The 20,374-nt window shown below is 63.0% G+C and carries 15 protein-coding genes; 7 read left to right on the top strand and 8 right to left on the bottom strand.

Annotation, left to right across the window (positions count from 1 at the left end; genetic code table 11):
- The first annotated feature begins 40 nt into the window (after positions 1-40).
- The 6 genes from P7C00_RS05960 to nagE all read left to right on the top strand — a co-directional run bounded on the left by P7C00_RS05960 (position 41) and on the right by nagE (position 7,968).
- On the top strand, positions 41-544 hold the full coding sequence (locus P7C00_RS05960; RefSeq protein ID WP_346633500.1) for a L,D-transpeptidase family protein: 504 nt from the start codon (positions 41-43) through the stop codon (positions 542-544).
- Positions 545-818: 274 nt separating this feature from the next.
- On the top strand, positions 819-1,550 hold the full coding sequence (locus P7C00_RS05955) for a GntR family transcriptional regulator (RefSeq protein ID WP_404938298.1): 732 nt from the start codon (positions 819-821) through the stop codon (positions 1,548-1,550).
- Positions 1,551-1,579: 29 nt separating this feature from the next.
- Complete coding sequence (gene nagA, locus P7C00_RS05950; RefSeq protein WP_346633501.1) at positions 1,580-2,686, top strand: N-acetylglucosamine-6-phosphate deacetylase; 1,107 nt, start codon at positions 1,580-1,582, stop codon at positions 2,684-2,686.
- Positions 2,667-3,689, top strand: coding sequence for an SIS domain-containing protein (locus P7C00_RS05945; RefSeq protein WP_404938297.1), 1,023 nt, complete (start codon positions 2,667-2,669; stop codon positions 3,687-3,689). Before nagA ends, P7C00_RS05945 begins: the two co-directional genes overlap by 20 nt.
- Before the next feature lie 27 nt (positions 3,690-3,716).
- Entirely contained in the window at positions 3,717-6,239 is a 2,523-nt protein-coding gene (gene ptsP / locus P7C00_RS05940; protein WP_404938296.1) for a phosphoenolpyruvate--protein phosphotransferase, read from the top strand.
- Between the two features lie 22 nt (positions 6,240-6,261).
- The gene (gene nagE, locus P7C00_RS05935; protein ID WP_404938295.1) at positions 6,262-7,968 is read left to right on the top strand and encodes an N-acetylglucosamine-specific PTS transporter subunit IIBC; all 1,707 of its coding nucleotides are present in this window, start codon (positions 6,262-6,264) and stop codon (positions 7,966-7,968) included.
- A 98-nt stretch (positions 7,969-8,066) separates the two neighbouring features.
- Here nagE and P7C00_RS05930 read toward each other — a convergent pair whose 3' ends face one another.
- Both P7C00_RS05930 and purL read right to left on the bottom strand, forming a co-directional pair.
- Positions 8,067-8,378, bottom strand: coding sequence for an NGG1p interacting factor NIF3 (locus P7C00_RS05930; RefSeq protein WP_404939917.1), 312 nt, complete (start codon positions 8,376-8,378; stop codon positions 8,067-8,069).
- Positions 8,379-8,383: 5 nt separating this feature from the next.
- Positions 8,384-12,280, bottom strand: a complete 3,897-nt coding sequence (purL, locus tag P7C00_RS05925) for a phosphoribosylformylglycinamidine synthase (RefSeq protein WP_346633505.1) — start codon at positions 12,278-12,280, stop codon at positions 8,384-8,386.
- A 286-nt stretch (positions 12,281-12,566) separates the two neighbouring features.
- Here purL and mltF point away from each other — a divergent pair, with 286 nt between their 5' ends.
- On the top strand, positions 12,567-14,027 hold the full coding sequence (mltF, locus tag P7C00_RS05920; RefSeq protein ID WP_404938294.1) for a membrane-bound lytic murein transglycosylase MltF: 1,461 nt from the start codon (positions 12,567-12,569) through the stop codon (positions 14,025-14,027).
- 66 nt (positions 14,028-14,093) lie between these two features.
- Here the strand turns inward: mltF and pdxJ are convergent, their stop codons facing one another.
- From pdxJ to lepA, 6 genes are all read right to left on the bottom strand, one after another.
- Positions 14,094-14,840, bottom strand: a complete 747-nt coding sequence (gene pdxJ, locus P7C00_RS05915; RefSeq protein WP_060842554.1) for a pyridoxine 5'-phosphate synthase — start codon at positions 14,838-14,840, stop codon at positions 14,094-14,096.
- 133 nt (positions 14,841-14,973) lie between these two features.
- On the bottom strand, positions 14,974-15,663 hold the full coding sequence (gene recO, locus P7C00_RS05910) for a DNA repair protein RecO (protein ID WP_047301927.1): 690 nt from the start codon (positions 15,661-15,663) through the stop codon (positions 14,974-14,976).
- Between the two features lie 118 nt (positions 15,664-15,781).
- On the bottom strand, positions 15,782-16,684 hold the full coding sequence (gene era / locus P7C00_RS05905; RefSeq protein ID WP_404938293.1) for a GTPase Era: 903 nt from the start codon (positions 16,682-16,684) through the stop codon (positions 15,782-15,784).
- Positions 16,677-17,366: a ribonuclease III gene (gene rnc, locus P7C00_RS05900; protein WP_102861278.1), complete on the bottom strand. Its 690-nt coding sequence runs from the start codon at positions 17,364-17,366 to the stop codon at positions 16,677-16,679. Before rnc ends, era begins: the two co-directional genes overlap by 8 nt.
- 216 nt (positions 17,367-17,582) lie before the next feature.
- Positions 17,583-18,437, bottom strand: a complete 855-nt coding sequence (gene lepB / locus P7C00_RS05895) for a signal peptidase I (protein WP_346633507.1) — start codon at positions 18,435-18,437, stop codon at positions 17,583-17,585.
- A 5-nt stretch (positions 18,438-18,442) separates the two neighbouring features.
- Positions 18,443-20,242, bottom strand: coding sequence for a translation elongation factor 4 (gene lepA, locus P7C00_RS05890; protein ID WP_123727581.1), 1,800 nt, complete (start codon positions 20,240-20,242; stop codon positions 18,443-18,445).
- Positions 20,243-20,374: the final 132 nt, after the last annotated feature.

Genomic DNA, 20,374 nt, shown 5'->3' with positions numbered 1-20,374 from the left:
ACGTGCACGGAACCTGTGCGCGCCTGGGGATATCGTGTCAATGCGCTGGTTGCTTGCCCTGCTGTGCTGTTCCTTCGTCGCTCTGTCTCAAGCCTCCACGGTGGAAACCCTGGACGGCAAGGTCATCGAAAAAGTCCTGGTGCTCAAATCCGCCCATCAACTGCAATTGATCAATGGCGGCAAACCACTGAAAACCTACCGGATTTCCCTGGGCAAGAAACCCAAGGGCCCCAAGCTCATGGAAGGCGATAAACGCACCCCGGAAGGCCTTTACTGGCTCGACTGGCGCAAGACCAGTGATCGCTACAACCTGGCCATGCACATCTCCTACCCGAACATCACCGACTCCGCGCGCTCGCGCCGTGAAGGGGTCAACCCCGGTGGCATGATCATGATCCATGGCACCCCGGACACCGAAGAGTTTCCCGAGCAGTACTTTCACACTCTCGACTGGACCGACGGCTGCATCGCCATGCGCAATGTCGACATGCGCGAAGTCTGGGGCCTGGTCAAAGACGGCACCATGATCGAAATCCGCCCTTAATCCCTCCTGCGCAAAAAATATTTTCCTCCCTGGCGCGCCCCGAGAGCGCGCATACCACTTGGCGATCCGCTGCGGGTCGCCGCCTGAGGTTTTGGCCATCGCTGCCAGACCTGCCTAATACCACTTCAATCCTTTATCCTCTAAAGCACCCCGAAAGTGCCCGATTTACGGCGCCAACACCCGATCAGTGGCGTTGACATGGTATTTAAGTGGTATTAGTTTTTCGGCATTACCGGGCGACAACAACCTAATAACCGCATCGGAAAACCTACAGATGAACCACCTCCTGCCCCTGCGTCCCGACGACACTCAGCCGACCCCGCTGTACCTGCAACTGGCGCGCAACCTGGAAGCCGCGATTCACTCCGGCCAATGGAAAGCCGAGCAGGCACTGCCTTCGGAACGCAACCTCAGCGAACTGCTGGGCATCTCCCGGGTGACTGCGCGCAAGGCCCTGGAAGTCCTCTTCGAACGGGGCCTGATTCGGCGCAGCCAGGGCTCCGGCACTTTCATCACCCCGCGCCTTGAGCAACCGCTGTCGCGCCTTTCCGGGTTCAGCGAAATGCTGCGCCTGAAAGGTTTCGTCCCCGGCTCGCAATGGCTGGAACGCACACTGACCCCGCCGACCCACGAAGAGCTGATCCGCCTCGGCCTGTCGCCCAACGACAAGGTGGCGCGCCTCAAGCGCCTGCGCAAAGCCGACGATGCGGTCATGGCGATCGAGATGAGTACCTTGCCGGCCAGCATCATTGCCCAGCCCGAGGCCGTCGGCGATTCGCTCTACGAGTACCTCGACAGCATCGGCCGTCCCGTGGTCCGAGCCCTGCAGCACATCCAGGCGATCAATGCCTCGGACGAATTCGCCGCCCTGGTGGGCATTGCCCCCGGCACCGCGATGCTGCTGATGACCCGGGTCGGCTACCTGGAAGACAACACACCGATCGAAGTCACCGACACCTACTGCCGCAACGACTACTACGACTTCGTCGCTGAACTGCGACGCTGAATCCGCCCCCTGGAGCCAGAGAAACGCCCATGTCCGAAGACAATATCCTCACGCCCCAAGGCTGGGTCCGTGGCCGCCTGATTCATCGGGACGGCAAGGTCAGCGCCATCGAAGGCAGCCCCTGCGACCCGGCGGACAACGACCTGCCCTACCTGCTGCCGGGCTTCATCGACCTGCACGTACACGGCGGCGGCGGCAAGGACGTCATGCAAGGCCGCACAGCCTTCGAGACCATCACCCGTACCCATGTGCGTTTCGGCACCACCTCGCTGCTGGCCACCACCATGACCGCCCCCAGCGAAGAAATCAGCCAGGTTCTGGCTGAGCTTGGAACCTACGCCGAGCAGCGCCCCCATGGCTGTGCCCGGGTCCTCGGGGTGCACCTGGAAGGCCCCTACATCAACCCCGGCAAGCTCGGTGCACAACCCAACTTCGCCCACACCGCGCTCATGGCGGAAGTGGAGAAGTACCTGCAACTGGCGCCCATCCGGGTGATCACCATCGCCCCGGAAATCGCCGGCCACGACGCACTGATCCGCGCCCTCAGCGCCCGCGGCGTGCGCATGCAGATCGGCCACACCCTGGGCAGCTACGAAGAAGGCGTGGCCGCCCTTGCCGCCGGTGCCACCAGCTTCACCCACCTGTACAACGCCATGAGCCCACTGCATCACCGCGAACCGGGCATCGTCGGTGCGGCCCTGGCTCATGCCCAGTACGCCGAACTGATCCCCGACCTGCTGCACGTGCATCCCGGCGCCATGCGCGTGGCCCTGCGCTCGATCCCCTGCCTGTACTGCGTCACCGACTCCACTGCGGCCGCCGGCATGCCCGACGGTGAGTACAAGCTGGGCAGCCACACCGTGACCAAGTGCCTGGGGGGTGTACGCCTGGCCGACGGCACCCTGGCCGGCAGCACCCTGACCATGGACCAGGCCCTGCGCAATCTGGTGAAAATCGGTTTGCCCCTGGCCGAAGCCTCCCAGCGCCTGTCGCAATTTCCCGCCGATTACCTCGGCATCCCTGAACGCGGCCGCCTGCAACCTGGCAGCTGGGCCGACAGCGTGCGCCTGGACCGCGCACTCACACTGACCGCCGTCATGGTCGAAGGAGAAGACATTGACTTCAAAAATGCTTGAAGAGGCGCTGTCCTCGTACGCTGCCGTGAGCAGCCAATTGAAGCACCTGGACCCGTCGCTAATCGAAGTCGCCGGCCGCCTACGCCGCCAGCCACCACAAGTGGCAATGACCGTGGCCCGGGGCAGTTCCGACCATGCCGCCAGCTACTTTGCCTACCTGACCATGCAACAGGTAGGCATCCCGGTGGCCTCGCTGCCGATGTCGGTGGTGACCATGCAACAGGCGCCCCTGCGGGTCAGCGGCCAGGCGGTGTTTGCATTCTCGCAATCGGGACAAAGCCCGGACCTGGTGAACAGCGTGCGCCTGCTGCGCAAACGCGGCGCCCTGAGCGTGGCCATGGTCAATGCGCAAAACAGCCCTCTGGAAGCCGCCAGCGAATTCTCCCTGCCGCTGTACGCCGGTGCCGAGCAGAGCGTGGCCGCCACCAAGAGCTTCATCGCCACCCTGAGCGCCAGCGCCCGCCTGATCGGTCACTGGAACGAGGACAACCAGTTGCTGGAAGCCGGCCTGGCATTGCCCGAAGGTTTGCAGCAAGCCGCGACCCAGGACTGGGACCTGGCGATCAACGCCCTGCGCGATTGCCAGCGGCTGATGGTCATCGGCCGCGGCGCCGGCTTCGCCATCGCCCAGGAGGCCGCGCTCAAGCTCAAGGAGACCTCGGCGATCCAGGCCGAAGCCTTCAGCAGCGCCGAAGTCCGCCACGGCCCGATGGCCTTGATCGACCACGACTACCCGTTGCTGGTGTTCGCCCCACGTGGCGCGGAACAGGGCGGCTTGCTGAGCCTCGCTGCCGACATGCGCCAGCGCGGCGCCAAGGTGCTGCTGGCAGCACCGGATGACATCGGCGAACGGGACCTGACCCTGAGCCGCGCCGAACACCCGGCGCTGGACCCGATCCTGGCAATCCAGAGTTTCTATGTGATGGCCGCCGGCCTGGCGGAGGCCCGCAGCATGGACCCCGACCAGCCGCGTCACCTGAGCAAAGTGACCCGCACGCACTAAGCCCCTTTGATCGATGAGTACTGCGCCATGCACAACAACAATAACGACCTGACGCTCAGTGCCCCGTTAAGCGGGCCTGTAGTGCCCTTGCGCAACGTCCCCGACCCGGTGTTCGCCAGCGGCGCCATGGGCGACGGGATTGCCATCGACCCGCTCAATGACACCCTGCACGCGCCTTGCGCCGGTGAAGTGATCCAAGTGGCTCGCACCGGACACGCCGTGACCCTGCGGGCGGCCAACGGCGCCGAACTGCTGCTGCACCTGGGCCTGGACACCGTCGAACTGCAAGGTGAAGGGTTTGCCCTGCTGGTGGAGCAAGGCCAGCAGGTTAGCGCCGGCCAGCCCCTGCTGCGGGTTGACCTGGACCATGTGGCGCAGCATTGCCGAAGCCTGATCAGCCTGTTGATCCTGACCAACGGCGAGGGCTTCGACCTGCGCCCGCTGACCCTGTCCGCGGTCAAGGTGGGCGAGCCGTTGCTGCACATCAGCCGCCGTGCCAACGCTGACCCGCAACCGCTGGCGCCAGAGCAATCCGAGCAGCAGGCCAGCGCCCGAATCAAGGTTGCCCATCGCGGCGGTCTGCATGCCCGCCCAGCCGCCCTGGTGCGCCAGACCGCCCTGAGTTTCAACAGCCATTCGCAGTTGACCTTCAAGGACAAGAGCGCCCCCTGCACCAGCCTGATCGCCCTGATGAGCCTGGGCATCGGTGAGCAGGATGAAGTGCTGGTCAATTGCCAGGGCGCCGATTGCCAGGATGCCTTGCAGGCAATGCTGCAGACCCTCGGTACCGCGATGGCCGCAGATGCCCATGGCGAAATCCCGGCACCGGCCCCAGTCGTCCAACGCCCCGTGGAAGATGGCGTGCTGCCGGGCGTCTGCGCCGCGCCAGGCCTGGTGTGCGGGCCATTGGTGCGACTCAACGCCATGGTCCTGGCTGACGATCACGGTCAGCATCCGCCCGAGCCCCAACGGCAAGCATTGCGCGCAGCCCTGCACCAGGTGCGCGAGGAAATCCGCCACACCCTGGAGCAGGCCCGGCAACGCCGCGACCAGCAGGAACAGGACATCTTCAGCGCCCACCTGGCCCTGCTCGAAGACCCGACCCTGCTGGACGCCGCCGAAGCCGCCATTGCCCGGGGGCGCGCAGCCACCCATGCCTGGAGCGCGGCGATTGCCGAGCAATGCCAAATCCTCCAGCAACTGGGCAGCGCACTGCTGGCCGAACGCGCCAACGACCTGCGGGATCTGCAGCAACGTGTACTGCGCGCCCTGCTGGGGGAGGCCTGGCACTACGATCTGCCGCCCGGGGCGATCGTCGCCGCCGAGGAGTTGACCCCTTCCGATCTTCTGCAACTTAGCGCCCAGGGCGTGGCCGGACTGTGCATGGCCGCCGGCGGCGCCACCTCCCATGTGGCGATCCTCGCCCGGGGCAAAGGCCTGCCCTGCCTGGTGGCCCTGGGTCCGGAGGTGCTGTGCATCGACGCTGGCCGCCAGGTGGTGCTGGATGCCAACGGCGGGCGCCTGGAACTGGCGCCCGGCCCGCAGCGCATCGCACAGGTGCAACAGGCTGGTGAAACCCAGCGCCAGCGCCGTGCACTGCAACAGCAACATGCCCATGAGTCCGCCCTGACCCAGGACGGCCAGCAGATCGAGGTGGCGGCCAATGTGGCTTCCAGCGATGAAGCCCGGGACGCCCACCAGGGTGGTGCCGATGGCGTCGGCCTGCTGCGCACCGAGTTCCTGTTCGTCGATCGCCTGACCGCTCCGGATGAAGCCGAACAGCTACAGGCCTATCAGGCGGTACTGGATGCCATGGGCGACAAGCCAGTGATCATCCGCACCATCGATGTCGGCGGCGACAAGCAACTGGACTACCTGCCACTGCCAGTGGAGGCCAACCCGGTGCTGGGCCTGCGGGGCATCCGCCTGGCCCAGGCCCGCCCAGAACTGCTGGACCAGCAACTGCGGGCGCTGCTCCAGGTCAGCCCCGTGCAGCGCTGCCGGATCATGCTGCCGATGGTCACCGAAGTGGCCGAACTGCTGCATATCCGTCAGCGCCTGGATCAGCTCGCGGTGGAACTGGGCCTGAGCCAGCGCCCGGAGCTGGGAGTCATGATCGAAGTACCGGCTGCCGCGCTGATGGCCGAGCAACTGGCGGAGCATGCCGACTTCCTGTCCATCGGCACCAACGACCTGTCCCAGTACACCCTGGCCATGGACCGTGATCATGCCGGGTTGGCGGCGCGGGTCGACGCCCTGCACCCCGCCCTGCTGCGGCTGATCGCCCAGACCTGTGCCGGCGCCAAGCGCCATGGTCGCTGGGTCGGGGTTTGCGGTGCACTGGCTTCCGATCCGCTGGCCACCCCCGTCCTGATTGGCCTGGGGGTCAGCGAGCTGTCGGTCAGCCCGTCTCAGGTCGGCGAGATCAAGGACCGGGTGCGCCAACTGGACGCCGGCCAATGCCGCCACCTCAGCCAACCGCTGCTCAACCTGCCCGGCGCTGCCGCAGTCCGTCAGGCCTGCGAACGGCTTTGGCCTCTGCACTCATAACAAGAATTCCAGGAGAGACGCCATGTACCAGTATTTCATCGAGGGCCTGCAACGCCTCGGCCGGGCGCTGATGCTACCCATTGCCATCCTGCCCATTGCCGGCCTGTTGCTGCGCCTGGGTGATACCGACCTGCTGAACATCGCCATCATTCACGATGCCGGGCAATCGATCTTCGGCAACCTGGCGCTGATCTTCGCCATCGGCATCGCCGTGGGCTTTGCCAAGGACAACAACGGCACCGCCGGACTCGCCGGGGCCATTGGCTACCTGGTGATGATCTCGACCCTCAAGGTGCTGGATGCCAGCATCAACATGGGCATGCTCGCCGGGATCATCAGCGGGCTGATGGCCGGCGCGCTGTACAACCGCTTCAAGGACATCAAACTGCCGGAGTACCTGGCGTTCTTCGGCGGCCGCCGCTTCGTGCCCATCGCCACCGGCTTTACCGCCGTGGGCCTGGGGGTGGCGTTCGGTCTGATCTGGCCGCCGATCCAGCACGGCATCAACAGCTTCGGCCAATTACTGCTGGAAAGCGGCAGCTTCGGTGCCTTTGTCTTCGGTGTGTTCAATCGCCTGCTGATCGTCACCGGCCTGCACCACATCCTCAACAACATGGCCTGGTTCATCTTCGGCAGCTTCACCGACCCGAGCACCGGTGCGGTGGTCACTGGCGACCTGACCCGCTATTTCGCCGGCGATCCCAAGGGCGGCCAGTTCATGACCGGGATGTTCCCGATGATGCTGTTCGGCCTGCCAGCCGCTTGCCTGGCGATGTACCGCAACACCGTGCCGGAGCGGCGCAAGGTGATGGGCGGGATCTTCCTGTCCATGGCCCTGACCTCCTTCCTCACCGGGGTCACCGAGCCCATCGAGTTCGCCTTCATGTTCCTCGCACCACTGTTGTACCTGGTGCATGCACTGCTGACGGGGCTGGCCATGGCCCTGACCAATCTGCTGAACATCCACCTGGGATTTACCTTCTCCGGAGGCGCCATTGACATGGCCCTGGGCTGGGGCCGTTCCACTAATGGCTGGAAGGTGTTTCCGGTGGGGCTGCTGTATGCGGTGGTGTACTACCTGGTGTTCGACTTCTGTATCCGCCGCTTCAACCTGAAAACGCCGGGACGCGAGGACAGCCCCTCCGGCGAGAAGTCCGAACTCAACGCCGATCAGCGCGCCGCGGCCTACATCAAGGCCCTGGGCGGTGCGCGCAACCTGATCACCGTTGGCGCCTGCACCACTCGCCTGCGCCTGGAGCTGGCGGATCGCAACCTGGCCGCGGACGCCGAACTGAAAACCTTGGGCGCCATGGCCGTGGTACGCCCCGGCAAGGGTGGCAGTTTGCAGGTGGTGGTGGGACCAATGGCCGACAGCATTGCCGACCAGATCCGCCTGGCGTTGCCAGCCTCGGCCAACGTCACGGTGACGCCGTCGCCCGTAGAAGCACCACAGCAGATCGACATTTCCACCCAGGAAGCCCAGCAGTGGCTCAGCGCTCTGGGAGGCCGGGACAACCTGCTACAGATGGATTGCGTGGCCCTGACCCGGTTGCGGGTGCAACTGAGTGACAGCCGCAGCCTGTCGGAGTCGGCGCTCAAGAGCCTGGGCTGCCAGGGTATGCGGCGCATGGAGGGAGATATCTGGCACGTGGTGATTGGCGAGAAGGCCGGGGGATTGCAAGCGGCTCTGCAAACGCTGCTGCACAGGAAGGTGGAGGCGGGAGCCTGAAGAAGCCTTCGCCGGCAAGCCGGCTCCTACAGGCAAAGACCCACAAAAAAGCCCGCTGACCGTCTCCGGTTCAGCGGGCTTTTTATCGGTGGACAACCTCAGAACGCTTCCAGGCGCCAGACTTCATAAGCCGGCGTCTCGTAGGGATGGCTCTGCTTGAGGGCCGCCACTGTATCAGCAATCAGTTCATCGGCCACCACCAGCTCGACTTTCCATTCCTCCACTCGCTCCACCTGACCGGTCTGCCCGAGAAACGGCTGGCTGCCATCCAACGGGCGAAACTGGCCTTGGCCGAGCACCTGCCAGGCGCACTGGTCATAGGCGCCGATACGTCCGCCACCGGCGGCAAATACGGCGCTCTTGACCGGCTCCACATGGCTGGGAGGCACGAAGAAGCTGAGCTTGTACATCAGCCTCAGTTCACCCAGGCGCGAGCGTTGCGGAACATGCGCATCCACGCCGCATCTTCGTTCCAGTCATCCGGACGCCAGGAGTTCTGCACGGCACGGAATACCCGCTCAGGGTGCGGCATCATGATGGTGACGCGACCGTCGCGGCTGGTAAGACCGGTGATCCCGCGCGGCGAACCGTTCGGGTTGGCCGGGTAACGCTCGGTGACCTTGCCGTGGTTGTCGACGAAGCGCAGGGCCACGCAACCGGACAGATCGGCTTCCAGCAGCGCTTCTTCGCTTTCGAACTCCGCATGGCCTTCACCGTGGGCGATGGCGATCGGCATCCGCGAACCCGCCATGCCCTGCAGGAAGATCGAGTTCGACTCCTGGACCTGGACCATGGCCACCCGGGCTTCGAACTGCTCGGAGCGGTTGCGCACGAAGTGCGGCCAGAACTCGCTACCCGGGATCAGCTCGTGCAGGTTGGACATCATCTGGCAACCGTTGCACACACCCAGGGTGAAGCTGTCGGTACGTTCGAAGAAGCCCTGGAAGGCATCCCGCGCGCGGCTGTTGAACAGCGCCGACTTGGCCCAGCCTTCACCGGCGCCCAGTACGTCGCCGTAGGAGAAGCCGCCGCAGGCAACCATGCCCTTGAAGTCGTTGAGGTCGACACGACCAGCGAGGATATCGCTCATGTGCACGTCGATGGCGTTGAAGCCGGCGCGGTCAAAGGCCGCTGCCATTTCCACCTGGCCGTTGACGCCCTGCTCACGCAGTACCGCCACCTGTGGACGCACGCCCTTCTTGATGTAAGGCGCGGCGATGTCCTGGTTGACGTCGAAGCCCAGCTTGACGCTCAGGCCCGGGTTGTCTTCTTCCAGCAGGACGTCAAATTCCTGCTCGGCGCACTCGGCGTTGTCCCGCAGGCGCTGAATCTGGTAGCTGGTTTCTGCCCACTGACGCTGCAGTAGGCGACGCTGGCCGGTAAATACGCTTTCGCCGTTGTAGGAGATGCTCACTTCACCGTTGTTGATCGGCTGGCCGATCACGGCCACGCAGTCGCCCAGACCGGCGGCGCTGAACTGGGCCAGCACATCAGGAGTGGCATCCTGGCGCACCTGGATCACCGCACCCAGCTCTTCGTTGAACAGGATGGCGGCGATTTCCGCAGCGTTTTCCGCTACAGCGTCGAGGCTCAGGTTCAGGCCACAGTGACCGGCGAAGGCCATTTCCACGGCGCTGACCAGCAGACCACCGTCGGAACGGTCGTGGTAAGCCAGCAGGTGACCGTCGGCATTGAGGCCCTGGATCACTGCGAAGAAAGCTTTCAGGTCCTCGGCGTCATCAACGTCCGGCGCCTGGCTGCCGAGCTTGCCGTGGGTCTGGGCAAGGATCGAGGCGCCCATGCGGTTCTGACCGCGACCGAGGTCGATCAGGATCAGATCGGTGGTGCCCTTGTCCATGCGCAGTTGCGGGGTCAGGGTCTGACGAATGTCCGCGACCGGTGCGAAGCCAGTCACGATCAGCGACAGCGGCGAGGTGACGCTCTTGTCCACGCCCTCTTCGTTCCAGCGGGTGGCCATGGACATGGAGTCCTTGCCCACCGGGATGGTGATGCCCAGCTCTGGGCACAACTCCATACCCACCGCCTTGACGGTGTCATACAGACGCGCGTCTTCACCCGGGTGGCCGGCAGCGGACATCCAGTTGGCCGAGAGCTTGATGTCGCTGATCTTGTTGATGCGCGACGCCGCGATGTTGGTCAGGGTCTCGCCGATGGCCATGCGGCCGGACGCCGGGGCATCCAGCAGGGCCAGCGGAGTGCGCTCGCCCATGGCCATGGCTTCACCGGTGTAGACGTCGAAGCTGGTGGCGGTCACGGCCACGTCAGCCACCGGCACCTGCCACGGGCCGACCATCTGGTCGCGAGCCACAAGGCCGGTGATGGTGCGGTCACCGATGGTGATCAGGAAGCTCTTGCTGGCCACCGCCGGGTGATGCAGGACGCGCTCGATGCTCTCGGCGATGTCCAGGGTGCTCGGATCGAAATCGTCACCCAACTCGGTTTCCCGAACCGCCGAACGGTGCATGCGCGGGGCCTTGCCCAGCAGCACTTCCAGAGGCATGTCCACCGGGCTGTTGCCGAAGTGGCTGTCGGTCACGGTCAGCTGTGGCTCGGCAGTGGCTTCGCCGACCACCGCAAATGGGCAGCGCTCGCGCTCGCAGATGGCCTTGAAGCGTTCGAAGTCTGCCGCGCCCACTGCCAGAACATAACGTTCCTGGGATTCGTTGGACCAGATTTCGTGCGGGGCCATGCCCGGCTCGTCGTTGGGGATGTTGCGCAGTTCGAAGCGACCGCCGCGGCCACCGTCGTTGACCAGTTCCGGGAAGGCGTTGGACAGGCCTCCGGCGCCCACGTCGTGGATGAAGCTGATGGGGTTGTTGTCCCCCAGCTGCCAGCAACGGTCGATGACTTCCTGGCAACGGCGTTCCATTTCCGGGTTTTCACGTTGTACCGAAGCAAAATCCAGGTCCGCCGAGCTGGTGCCGGTGGCCATGGAAGATGCGGCGCCGCCGCCCAGGCCGATGAGCATGGCCGGGCCGCCGAGGACGATCAGCTTGGAGCCGACGGTGATCTCGCCTTTCTGTACGTGCTCGTCACGGATGTTGCCCATGCCGCCCGCCAGCATGATCGGCTTGTGGTAACCACGAACTTCATCGCCACGAGGCGTGGTAATGGATTGCTCGAAGGTACGGAAATAACCGGTCAGGGCCGGACGGCCGAATTCGTTGTTGAACGCCGCGCCACCCAGTGGGCCTTCGATCATGATGTCGAGGGCGGTGACGATGCGCTCTGGCTTGCCATACGGCACTTCCCAAGGCTGTTCGAAGCCCGGGATCTGCAGGTTGGACACGGTAAAGCCGGTGAGGCCGGCTTTCGGCTTGGCGCCGCGACCGGTGGCGCCTTCGTCACGGATTTCGCCGCCGGAACCGGTGGAAGCGCCGGGGAATGGAGCAATGGCGGTCGGGTGGTTGTGGGTCTCGACCTTCATCAGGATGTGCACCGGCTCCTGCACCGCACCGTATTGGCGGGTATCAGGGTTCGGGTAGAAACGCCCAGCAACGGAACCGACGATGACCGCCGCGTTGTCCTTATAAGCAGACAGCACACCTTCGCTGTGCATCTGGTAGGTGTTCTTGATCATGCCGAACAGGCTTTTTTCCTGGCTCTGGCCGTCGATATCCCAACTGGCGTTGAAGATCTTGTGGCGGCAATGCTCGGAGTTGGCCTGGGCGAACATCATCAGTTCGATGTCGTGGGGATTGCGCTTGAGGCCCTGAAAGGCGCTCATCAGGTAATCGATTTCGTCTTCGGCCAGGGCCAGGCCCAGCTCACTGTTGGCTTTTTCCAACGCTGCGCGACCGCCGCCGAGAATGTCGATGGCCGTCAGCGGCTTGGGTTCGGCGTGGCTGAACAGGCCGGCAGCCTGCTCCAGGTTACCCAGGACGATCTGGGTCATGCGATCGTGCAGCGCTTCGGCGATCAACTGTGCGTCAGCGTCGCTGAATTCACCGGCGACGTAGAAAGCAATGCCGCGCTCCAGGCGCTGGATCTTCGCCAGGCCACAATTGCGGGCGATATCACTGGCCTTGCTCGACCACGGAGAAATGGTGCCGAAACGTGGCAGGACCAGGAACAGACGACCAGTCGGCTCTTGTACCGGAACGCTGGGGCCGTACTTCAGAAGGCGCGCAAGCACCTGCTGTTCGTCGCCGGTCAGGACGCCGGTGACTTCGGCGAAGTGAGCGAATTCAGCATACAAGCCACTGACAGCCGGAACCTTCTGGCTCAGTTGCTCAAGGAGTTTGCTGTGGCGAAAGGCAGAAAGGGCAGGAGCGCCGCGCAGGATCAACATCTTCGGGACAGCCTCGGGAAGGGGGTGTGCTTTGAGGCCGTGCATTCTAACGTAAACCGTTGGCATCGGCACTCGAAACGCAAACCGGGGCGCCCCCGGACGTCGGTCCGGCCCCGACGGCCTATAACAAAGGCTCATCAAGGTCATTACCGTGGGTTATTTTAATCGTCACATTGACGGCCGAAGCCCCATTCTTGAGGCCTCCAGCCCAGGCCGCCCAGCGCTAGCAGACAAGCCCTTCGCTGTCGAGATATGGCGGCCGTTATCCTTTGCGTATACTGCGCCAATGTTTTCCCCTATGGCTTTACGTCCGCGCTGCGCCAAGTGGCTCATCGTAACCGGACTCTTCCTGATGCTCGGCGCCTGTGTTGAGAAACCCAGCACCCTTGAGCGCGTAAAGGAGGATGGTGTGCTGCGGGTGATCACCCGTAACAGCCCCGCCACCTACTTTCAGGACCGCAACGGCGAAACCGGCTTCGAGTACGAGCTGGTGAAGCGCTTCGCCGACGATCTGGGGGTGGAGCTGAAGATCGAGACCGCCGACAACCTCGACGATCTGTTCAACCAGCTGGGCCAACCCAAGGGCCCGGTGCTGGCCGCCGCCGGCCTGGTGAGCAGCGAACAGCGCAAGCAGCAAGTCCGGTTTTCCCATCCGTATCTGCAAGTCACCCCGCAAGTCATCTATCGCAATGGCCAGTCCCGCCCCACCAGCGCACAAAATCTGCTGGGCAAGCGCATCATGGTGCTCAAGGGCAGCAGCCACGCCGAGCAACTGGCGGAGCTCAAGCTCAAGTACCCCGGTATCGAATACGAAGAGTCCGACGCCGTGGAAGTCGTGGACCTGCTGCGCATGGTGGACGAGGGACAGATCGACCTGACCCTGGTGGACTCCAATGAATTGGCGATGAACCAGGTGTACTTCCCCAATGTGCGGGTGGCCTTCGACCTTGGGGACGCCCGCAGCCAGAGCTGGGCGGTGGCCGCCGGTGACGACAACAGCCTGCTCAACGAGATCAACAGCTTCCTCGACAAGGTCGAGAAGAACGGCACCCTGCAACGCCTCAAGGACCGCTATTACGGTCACGTGGACGTGCTCGGTTATGTCGGCGCCTACACCTTCGCCCAGCACCTGCAGCAGCGCCTGCCCAAGTACGAAAAGCACTTCAAGGCCTCGGCCAAGCAGGAAAAGGTCGACTGGCGACTACTGGCGGCCGTGGGTTACCAGGAATCCATGTGGCAGGCCGAGGTGACCTCCAAGACCGGCGTACGCGGTTTGATGATGCTGACCCAGAACACCGCCCAGGCCATGGGGGTGTCCAACCGTCTGGACCCCAAGCAGAGCATCAGCGGCGGCGCCAAGTACCTGGCCTATATCAAGGAACAACTGGACGACAAGATCGAGGAGCCGGATCGCACCTGGTTCGCCCTCGCGGCCTACAACGTCGGCACCGGCCACCTGGACGATGCCCGCAAGCTGGCGGAGAAGGAAGGCCTGAACCCGAACAAGTGGCTGGATGTGAAGAAGATGCTGCCGCGGCTGTCACAGAAGCAGTGGTACAGCAAGACCCGCTACGGCTATGCCCGAGGCGGCGAGCCGGTGCATTTCGTGGCCAACATCCGCCGCTACTACGACATCCTGACCTGGGTGACCCAGCCGCAGCTGGAAGGCGATCAGGTTGCCGAGGGCAACCTGCATGTGCCGGGGGTCAACAAGACCAAGCCGACGGAAGAGAATCCGCCGCTCTAAAAGCATTCGCCGGCAGGCCGGCGCCTACAGAGGTTGTGTAGGCGTCGGCCTGCCGGCGAAGTCCATTCAGGCCTTGGCCGCAGCCGCCAGGATCAGCGCTTTCATCTCGGCCACCGCGCCCTTGAAACCGACGAACAGGGCATGAGCCACCAGGGCATGGCCGATGTTCAGTTCATTGATGCCCTTGATCGCTGCCACCGCTTCAACGTTGTGGTAATGCAGGCCATGACCGGCATTGACGATCAGCCCCTGTGCCAGACCCACGGCAACCCCGTCGACGATACGCTGCAACTCATCGGCCACTTCACTCGGCGTCTGGGCGTCGGCATAGCGGCCCGTGTGCAACTCGATGGCCGGCGCTCCGACGCGCTTGGAGGCCTCGATCTGACGCTCGTCGGCGTCGATGAACAGGGACACTTCGGACCCGATTTTCGACAGCCGCTCCACCGCCGCCTTGATCCGCGCCTCCTGACCCGCCACATCCAGACCGCCTTCGGTGGTCAGCTCCTGACGGGTTTCCGGCACCAGGCAGATATGCGCCGGGCGGATGCGCTCGGCAAAAGCCATCATTTCTTCGGTGACGCCCATCTCGAAATTCATGCGGGTCTGCAGCACGTCCTTGAGCAGCAGCACGTCGCGCTCCTGGATATGCCGACGGTCTTCGCGCAGGTGCACGGTGATGCCGTCGGCGCCCGCCTCTTCCGCGTCCAGCGCGGCCTTGACCGGATCAGGGTAACGAGTGCCGCGGGCCTGGCGCAGGGTGGCAACGTGATCAATGTTCACGCCAAGAAGAATGCGATTGCTGGTGGTCACGAAAGCGCTCCTGAATGAATGAAGATTCGGCGCACAGCATACGGGGAGAACAGGGTCTGTTGCCATTTGCTCGAACGCAGAATGACGGCGCCAGCTGGGCTATCGCGGCGAGCGGCCAAAACGGCAGCCACGCCTAGGGCTTGCGAAACAGCTCGCGACTGACCAGAGGACGCCCGCCCAGATGCACTGCCAGGGCCTGGCGCATCAGGCGCTTGGCTGCCGACAACGCGCCAGGAGCACTCCAGTCGGCCTCGGCCATGGCCAACAGCTCGGTGCCGTTGAACAGACCCGGTTGCAGCAGGAACACCTGCTCCAGGCCGGCATCCACCTGCAGGCGATACAGGCCATCGGCAGCAATGGGTGCCCCGTGGATGTCACTGTCCAGGGCGAAGCCGTAACCCAGATCATCCAGCAAACGCCACTCGAAGGCCCGCAGCAGCGGCTCCAGGGGCCGCCCTTCAGCCAGGGCCAGCAAGGTTGCCGCGTAGTGGTCGAATACGGCCGGATGGGGATCTTCCGCCGGCAGCAGGCGGATCAGCAGTTCATTCAGGTACAGACCACTGAACAGCGCTTCGCCATTGAGCCAGGATGCAATGCCGGCACTTTCCATACGTCCGACGTTCTTCAGCTCGCCACGGCCGCGAAACTCGACTTCCAGAGGGACGAAGGGTCGCGCCAGGGTACCGGCCTTGCCCCGTGCATTACGCAGGACAGCACGCAGGCGACCTTGGGGGGTAAGGAAATCCACCAGGGCACTGCTTTCGCGGTAGGCGCGGCTGTGCAGGACGTAGGCGAGCTGGCCGACTGGGGCGTTGCTGGACATGGTTGCGGGGGATCTCAGGGGAAGAGAGGGAACCGGGTCCGAAGAAGGGGTTGCAGCTGTTCGCCGGCAAGCCGGCTCCTACAGGAAGGTGTAGGAGCCGGCTTGCCGGCGAAGTGCATCAGAGGTCGCCGTAGCCCAGGGAGCGCAAGGCGCGCTCGTCGTCGGACCAGCCGCCCTTGACCTTGACCCAGAGGTTGAGCATGACCTTGGAGTCGAACAGCAGCTCCATGTCCTTGCGCGCCTCCATGCCGATGCGCTTGATCCGCTCACCCTTGTCGCCAATGATGATTTTCTTCTGACCGTCGCGCTCGACGAGGATCAAGGCGTGAATATGCAGGGTCTTGCCCTGCTGCTTGAACTCTTCGATTTCCACGGTGATCTGGTACGGCAGCTCGGCACCCAACTGGCGCATGATCTTCTCGCGCACCAGTTCGGCAGCCAGGAAACGCGAGCTGCGGTCGGTGATCTGATCTTCCGGGAAGAAGTGCTCGTTCTCCGGCAGGTGCTTGGCGATCAGGCCTTCCAGGGCTTCGAGGTTATGCCCCTGCTGCGCGGAAACCGGCACGATCTCGGCGTTCGGCAGTTGCTCCTGCAGCCAGGTCAGGTGCGGCATCAGCTCGGCCTTGTCCTCGATGCGGTCGGTCTTGTTGATCGCCAGGATCACCGGACCCTGCACGTACTGGACACGCTCCAGGACCAACTGGTCCTCGTCGGTCCACTTGGTGCGGTCAACCACGAAGATCACCACGTCCACATCTTTCAAGGCCGCCGAAGCGGTCTTGTTCATGTAGCGGTTGAGGGCTTTTTCGTTGCTCTTGTGCATGCCGGGGGTGTCGACGTAGATCGCCTGGATGGCGCCTTCGGTCTTGATCCCGAGCATGTTGTGGCGTGTGGTCTGAGGCTTGCGCGAAGTGATCGCCAGCTTCTGGCCGAGGATGTGGTTGAGCAGCGTCGACTTGCCCACGTTGGGGCGGCCGACGATGGCGACATAGCCACAGCGTGTTGCGGTTGAATCAGTCATGGCCATTCTCCACGCCCAGGGCAATCAGTGCTGCGGCGGCCGCTACCTGTTCGGCAATACGACGGCTCACACCCTGACCTCGGCTTTTTTCATTCAATAAGGTGACTTCACATTCAACGAAGAATGTCCGGCAGTGCGGTTCGCCCTGGATATCCACCACTTCATAGCGCGGCAGTTCACAGGCACGAGACTGGAGGAACTCCTGCAGCCGGGTCTTGGGGTCCTTGTTGGTGTCTACCAGGGTCAGGCTCTCGAACTCCGAGGCCAGCCAGGACAACACGCGGTCACGGGCCGTTTCCATGCCGGCGTCCAGGTAGATCGCACCGATCAGGGCTTCCAGGGCATCGGCGAGGATCGATTCACGACGGAAACCGCCGCTCTTCAACTCGCCGGAGCCCAGGCGCAGGTATTCGCCCAGGTCGAAACCACGGGCCAGTACCGCCAGTGTTTCACCTTTCACCAGGCGTGCGCGCAAACGCGACAGCTGGCCTTCGCGGGCCTGGGGGAAGCGCTCGAACAACGCCTCGCCGGCCACGAAGTTGAGAATGGCATCACCGAGGAACTCCAGGCGTTCGTTGTTACGCCCGGCAAAGCTGCGATGGGTGAGTGCCAGGAGCATCAGCTCCTGATCCTTGAAGGTATAACCGAGCTGACGCTCGAGACGGCTCAAAGAAACGCTCACGGTTTACCCACGCTGATTTCGTTGCCGAAACTCGCCATCCTAGGGGCCGCGCACGAGGTGCGGGTGGCAATTAACGCTGTGTTCAAATCCACATCCTGAATATCGTTGACTGCATGCTTCTGGCCATAAGGCTGTTACGCGATGCCCGAGGGCAAGGGCGTTTTATACAAGAGCCAGAAAAGCATTCGGCGCTGTGTTCAACAGCGCCGTGTGTGATTACTTGATCAGGCCAACCCGCGAGAAATTCGGCAGGTGGCTGAGTTTCGGTTCGGGCCAGCTCATCCAGACTGCGAAGGCCTTGCCGACGATATTCTTGTCGGGAACCATGCCCAGCAGGTCTTTGGGAATACTCGGATCGTCCCAGTAGCGACTGTCGTTGGAGTTGTCGCGGTTGTCGCCCATCATGAAGTAATGCCCGGCAGGCACCACCCAACGCCCGTCCGGCGCGGGCCGGTAGCGACTCATTTCCTTGCGGATCAAGTGCTCGACGGCACCGAGCTTTTCCTTGTACAGCTCGGCGCTGCCCAAGGTGCCGGGTTCAGCCCCAACCAACTGCTCTGCCACCGACTGGCCGTTGACGAACAGGTGCTTGTCGCTGGTGTAGCGCACTTCATCACCCGGCAGGCCGACTACACGCTTGATGTAGTTGACGTTGGGGTCGCTTGGGTAGCGGAACACCATGACATCGCCGCGCTGCGGATCACCGACTTCGATGACTTTCTTGTCGATCACCGGCAGGCGGATCCCGTAAGAAAACTTGTTCACCAGGATGAAGTCGCCCACATCCAGGGTCGGCTTCATCGAGCCCGATGGAATCTGGAACGGTTCCACCAGGAACGAACGCAGCACCAGGACAATGAACAGCACCGGAAAGAACGACTTGCCGTATTCAACCAGCAGCGGTTCCTTGCTCAGCTTTTCGACCACCAGCCCATCCGGCTGGCTGACGCTGCCCTGATAGTTGGCGATGGCCGAGCGCCGACGCGGTGCCAGAAACACCAGGTCGAGCAACGCCAAGAGACCGCAGACAAAGACAGCGATGACCAGCAACAGCGGGAAATTTAGTGACATAGGACCTAACTATCCAACCTGAGCACAGCAAGGAAGGCTTCTTGTGGAATTTCCACGTTGCCCACTTGCTTCATGCGTTTCTTACCGGCCTTCTGCTTTTCCAACAGCTTGCGCTTACGGCTGACGTCGCCGCCGTAGCATTTGGCCAGTACGTTCTTTCTGAGAGCCTTGACGGTTGTCCGCGCCACAATCTGCCCGCCAATGGCGGCCTGGATTGCCACGTCAAACATCTGCCGAGGAATCAGCTCCTTCATCTTCTCGGTCAACGCACGCCCTTTGTAATGGGCGTTGTCACGGTGGACAATCAACGCCAGGGCGTCGACTTTCTCACCGTTGATCAGCACATCCAGCTTGACCAGATTAGCCGATTGATAACGGTCGAAATGGTAGTCCAGCGAAGCATAGCCGCGGCTGGTGGATTTCAGGCGGTCAAAGAAGTCCAGTACCACTTCGTTCATCGGCAGATCGTAGGTCACCTGGACCTGGCTACCGAGGAACAGCATGTCGTGCTGCACGCCGCGCTTCTCGATGCACAGGGTTATGACGTTGCCCAGGTGCTCTTGCGGCACAAGAATGTTGGCCCGCACGATCGGCTCGCGCATGTCTTCAATCGCCGACAGATCCGGAAGTTTGGACGGGTTGTCGACATAAATCGTTTCACCGTTCTTCAGCAGCAGCTCGAAGATCACTGTCGGCGCTGTGGTGATCAGGTCCAGGTCGTATTCGCGCTCCAGGCGCTCCTGGATGATCTCCATGTGCAGCATGCCGAGGAAGCCACAACGGAAACCGAAGCCCAAGGCGTCGGAGCTTTCCGGGGTGTACTGCAGAGACGAGTCGTTGAGGGTGAGCTTCTGCAACGCTTCGCGGAAATCCTCGAAGTCGTCGGAGCTGACCGGGAACAGGCCGGCGTAGACCTGCGGCTGGATGCGCTTGAAGCCTGGCAGCACTTCCACGTCCGGGGTCGAGCTCAGGGTCAGGGTGTCACCCACCGGCGCACCGTGAATGTCCTTGATGCCGGCGATGATGAAGCCCACTTCACCGGCCTTGAGGTCAGTGGTGGCGGTGTGTTTGGGGTTGAAGACGCCGACGCTGTCCACCAGGTGGATCTTGCCGGTGGATTTCACCAGGATCTTGTCACCCTTCTTCACCCGGCCGTGACGCACACGCACCAGGGACACAACGCCCAGGTAGTTGTCGAACCAGGAGTCGATGATCAGCGCTTGCAGCGGGTCTTCGATATTGCCGGTCGGTGCCGGAATGGTGGTCACCAGGCGCTCGAGCACCTCGTCCACGCCCAGGCCGGTCTTGGCGCTGCAAGTCACGGCGTCAGTGGCATCGATACCGATGATTTTCTCGATCTCTTCCTTGACCCGTTCAGGATCGGCCTGGGGCAGGTCGATCTTGTTCAGCACCGGCATCACTTCCAGACCTTGCTCGATGGCGGTGTAGCAGTTGGCAACCGACTGGGCTTCAACGCCCTGGCCAGCGTCCACCACCAGCAGTGCACCTTCACAGGCCGCCAGGGAGCGACTGACTTCATAGGTGAAGTCCACGTGGCCCGGGGTATCAATGAAGTTCAGCTGGTAGGTAATGCCATCTTTGGCTTTGTAATAGAGGGTGACGCTGTGGGCCTTGATGGTGATCCCGCGCTCACGCTCAAGGTCCATGGAGTCCAGAACCTGGGCTTCCATTTCGCGCTCGGCCAGGCCGCCGCACATCTGGATGAAGCGATCGGCCAGAGTCGACTTGCCATGGTCAATGTGGGCGATGATGGAGAAATTGCGGATATGACTCAAATCACTCACGGATGAACACTCAAAAAGGCTGCAGGCAGGGCCCGCCGAAAAATAGCCGGGAATTGTACCTGATACTCGGCACGAGCGTCACGCTCGCCTGTCAGCGTTTGTCAAATGCAAAAACGCCCCGATCCAGGGACC

The sequence above is a fragment of the Pseudomonas sp. JDS08PS003 genome (assembly GCF_045013505.1).
Lineage (GTDB): Bacteria > Pseudomonadota > Gammaproteobacteria > Pseudomonadales > Pseudomonadaceae > Aquipseudomonas > Aquipseudomonas protegens_B.
The sequence above is the reverse complement of the archived record's forward strand: the minus strand, read 5'-3'. Positions and strand labels throughout refer to the sequence as shown.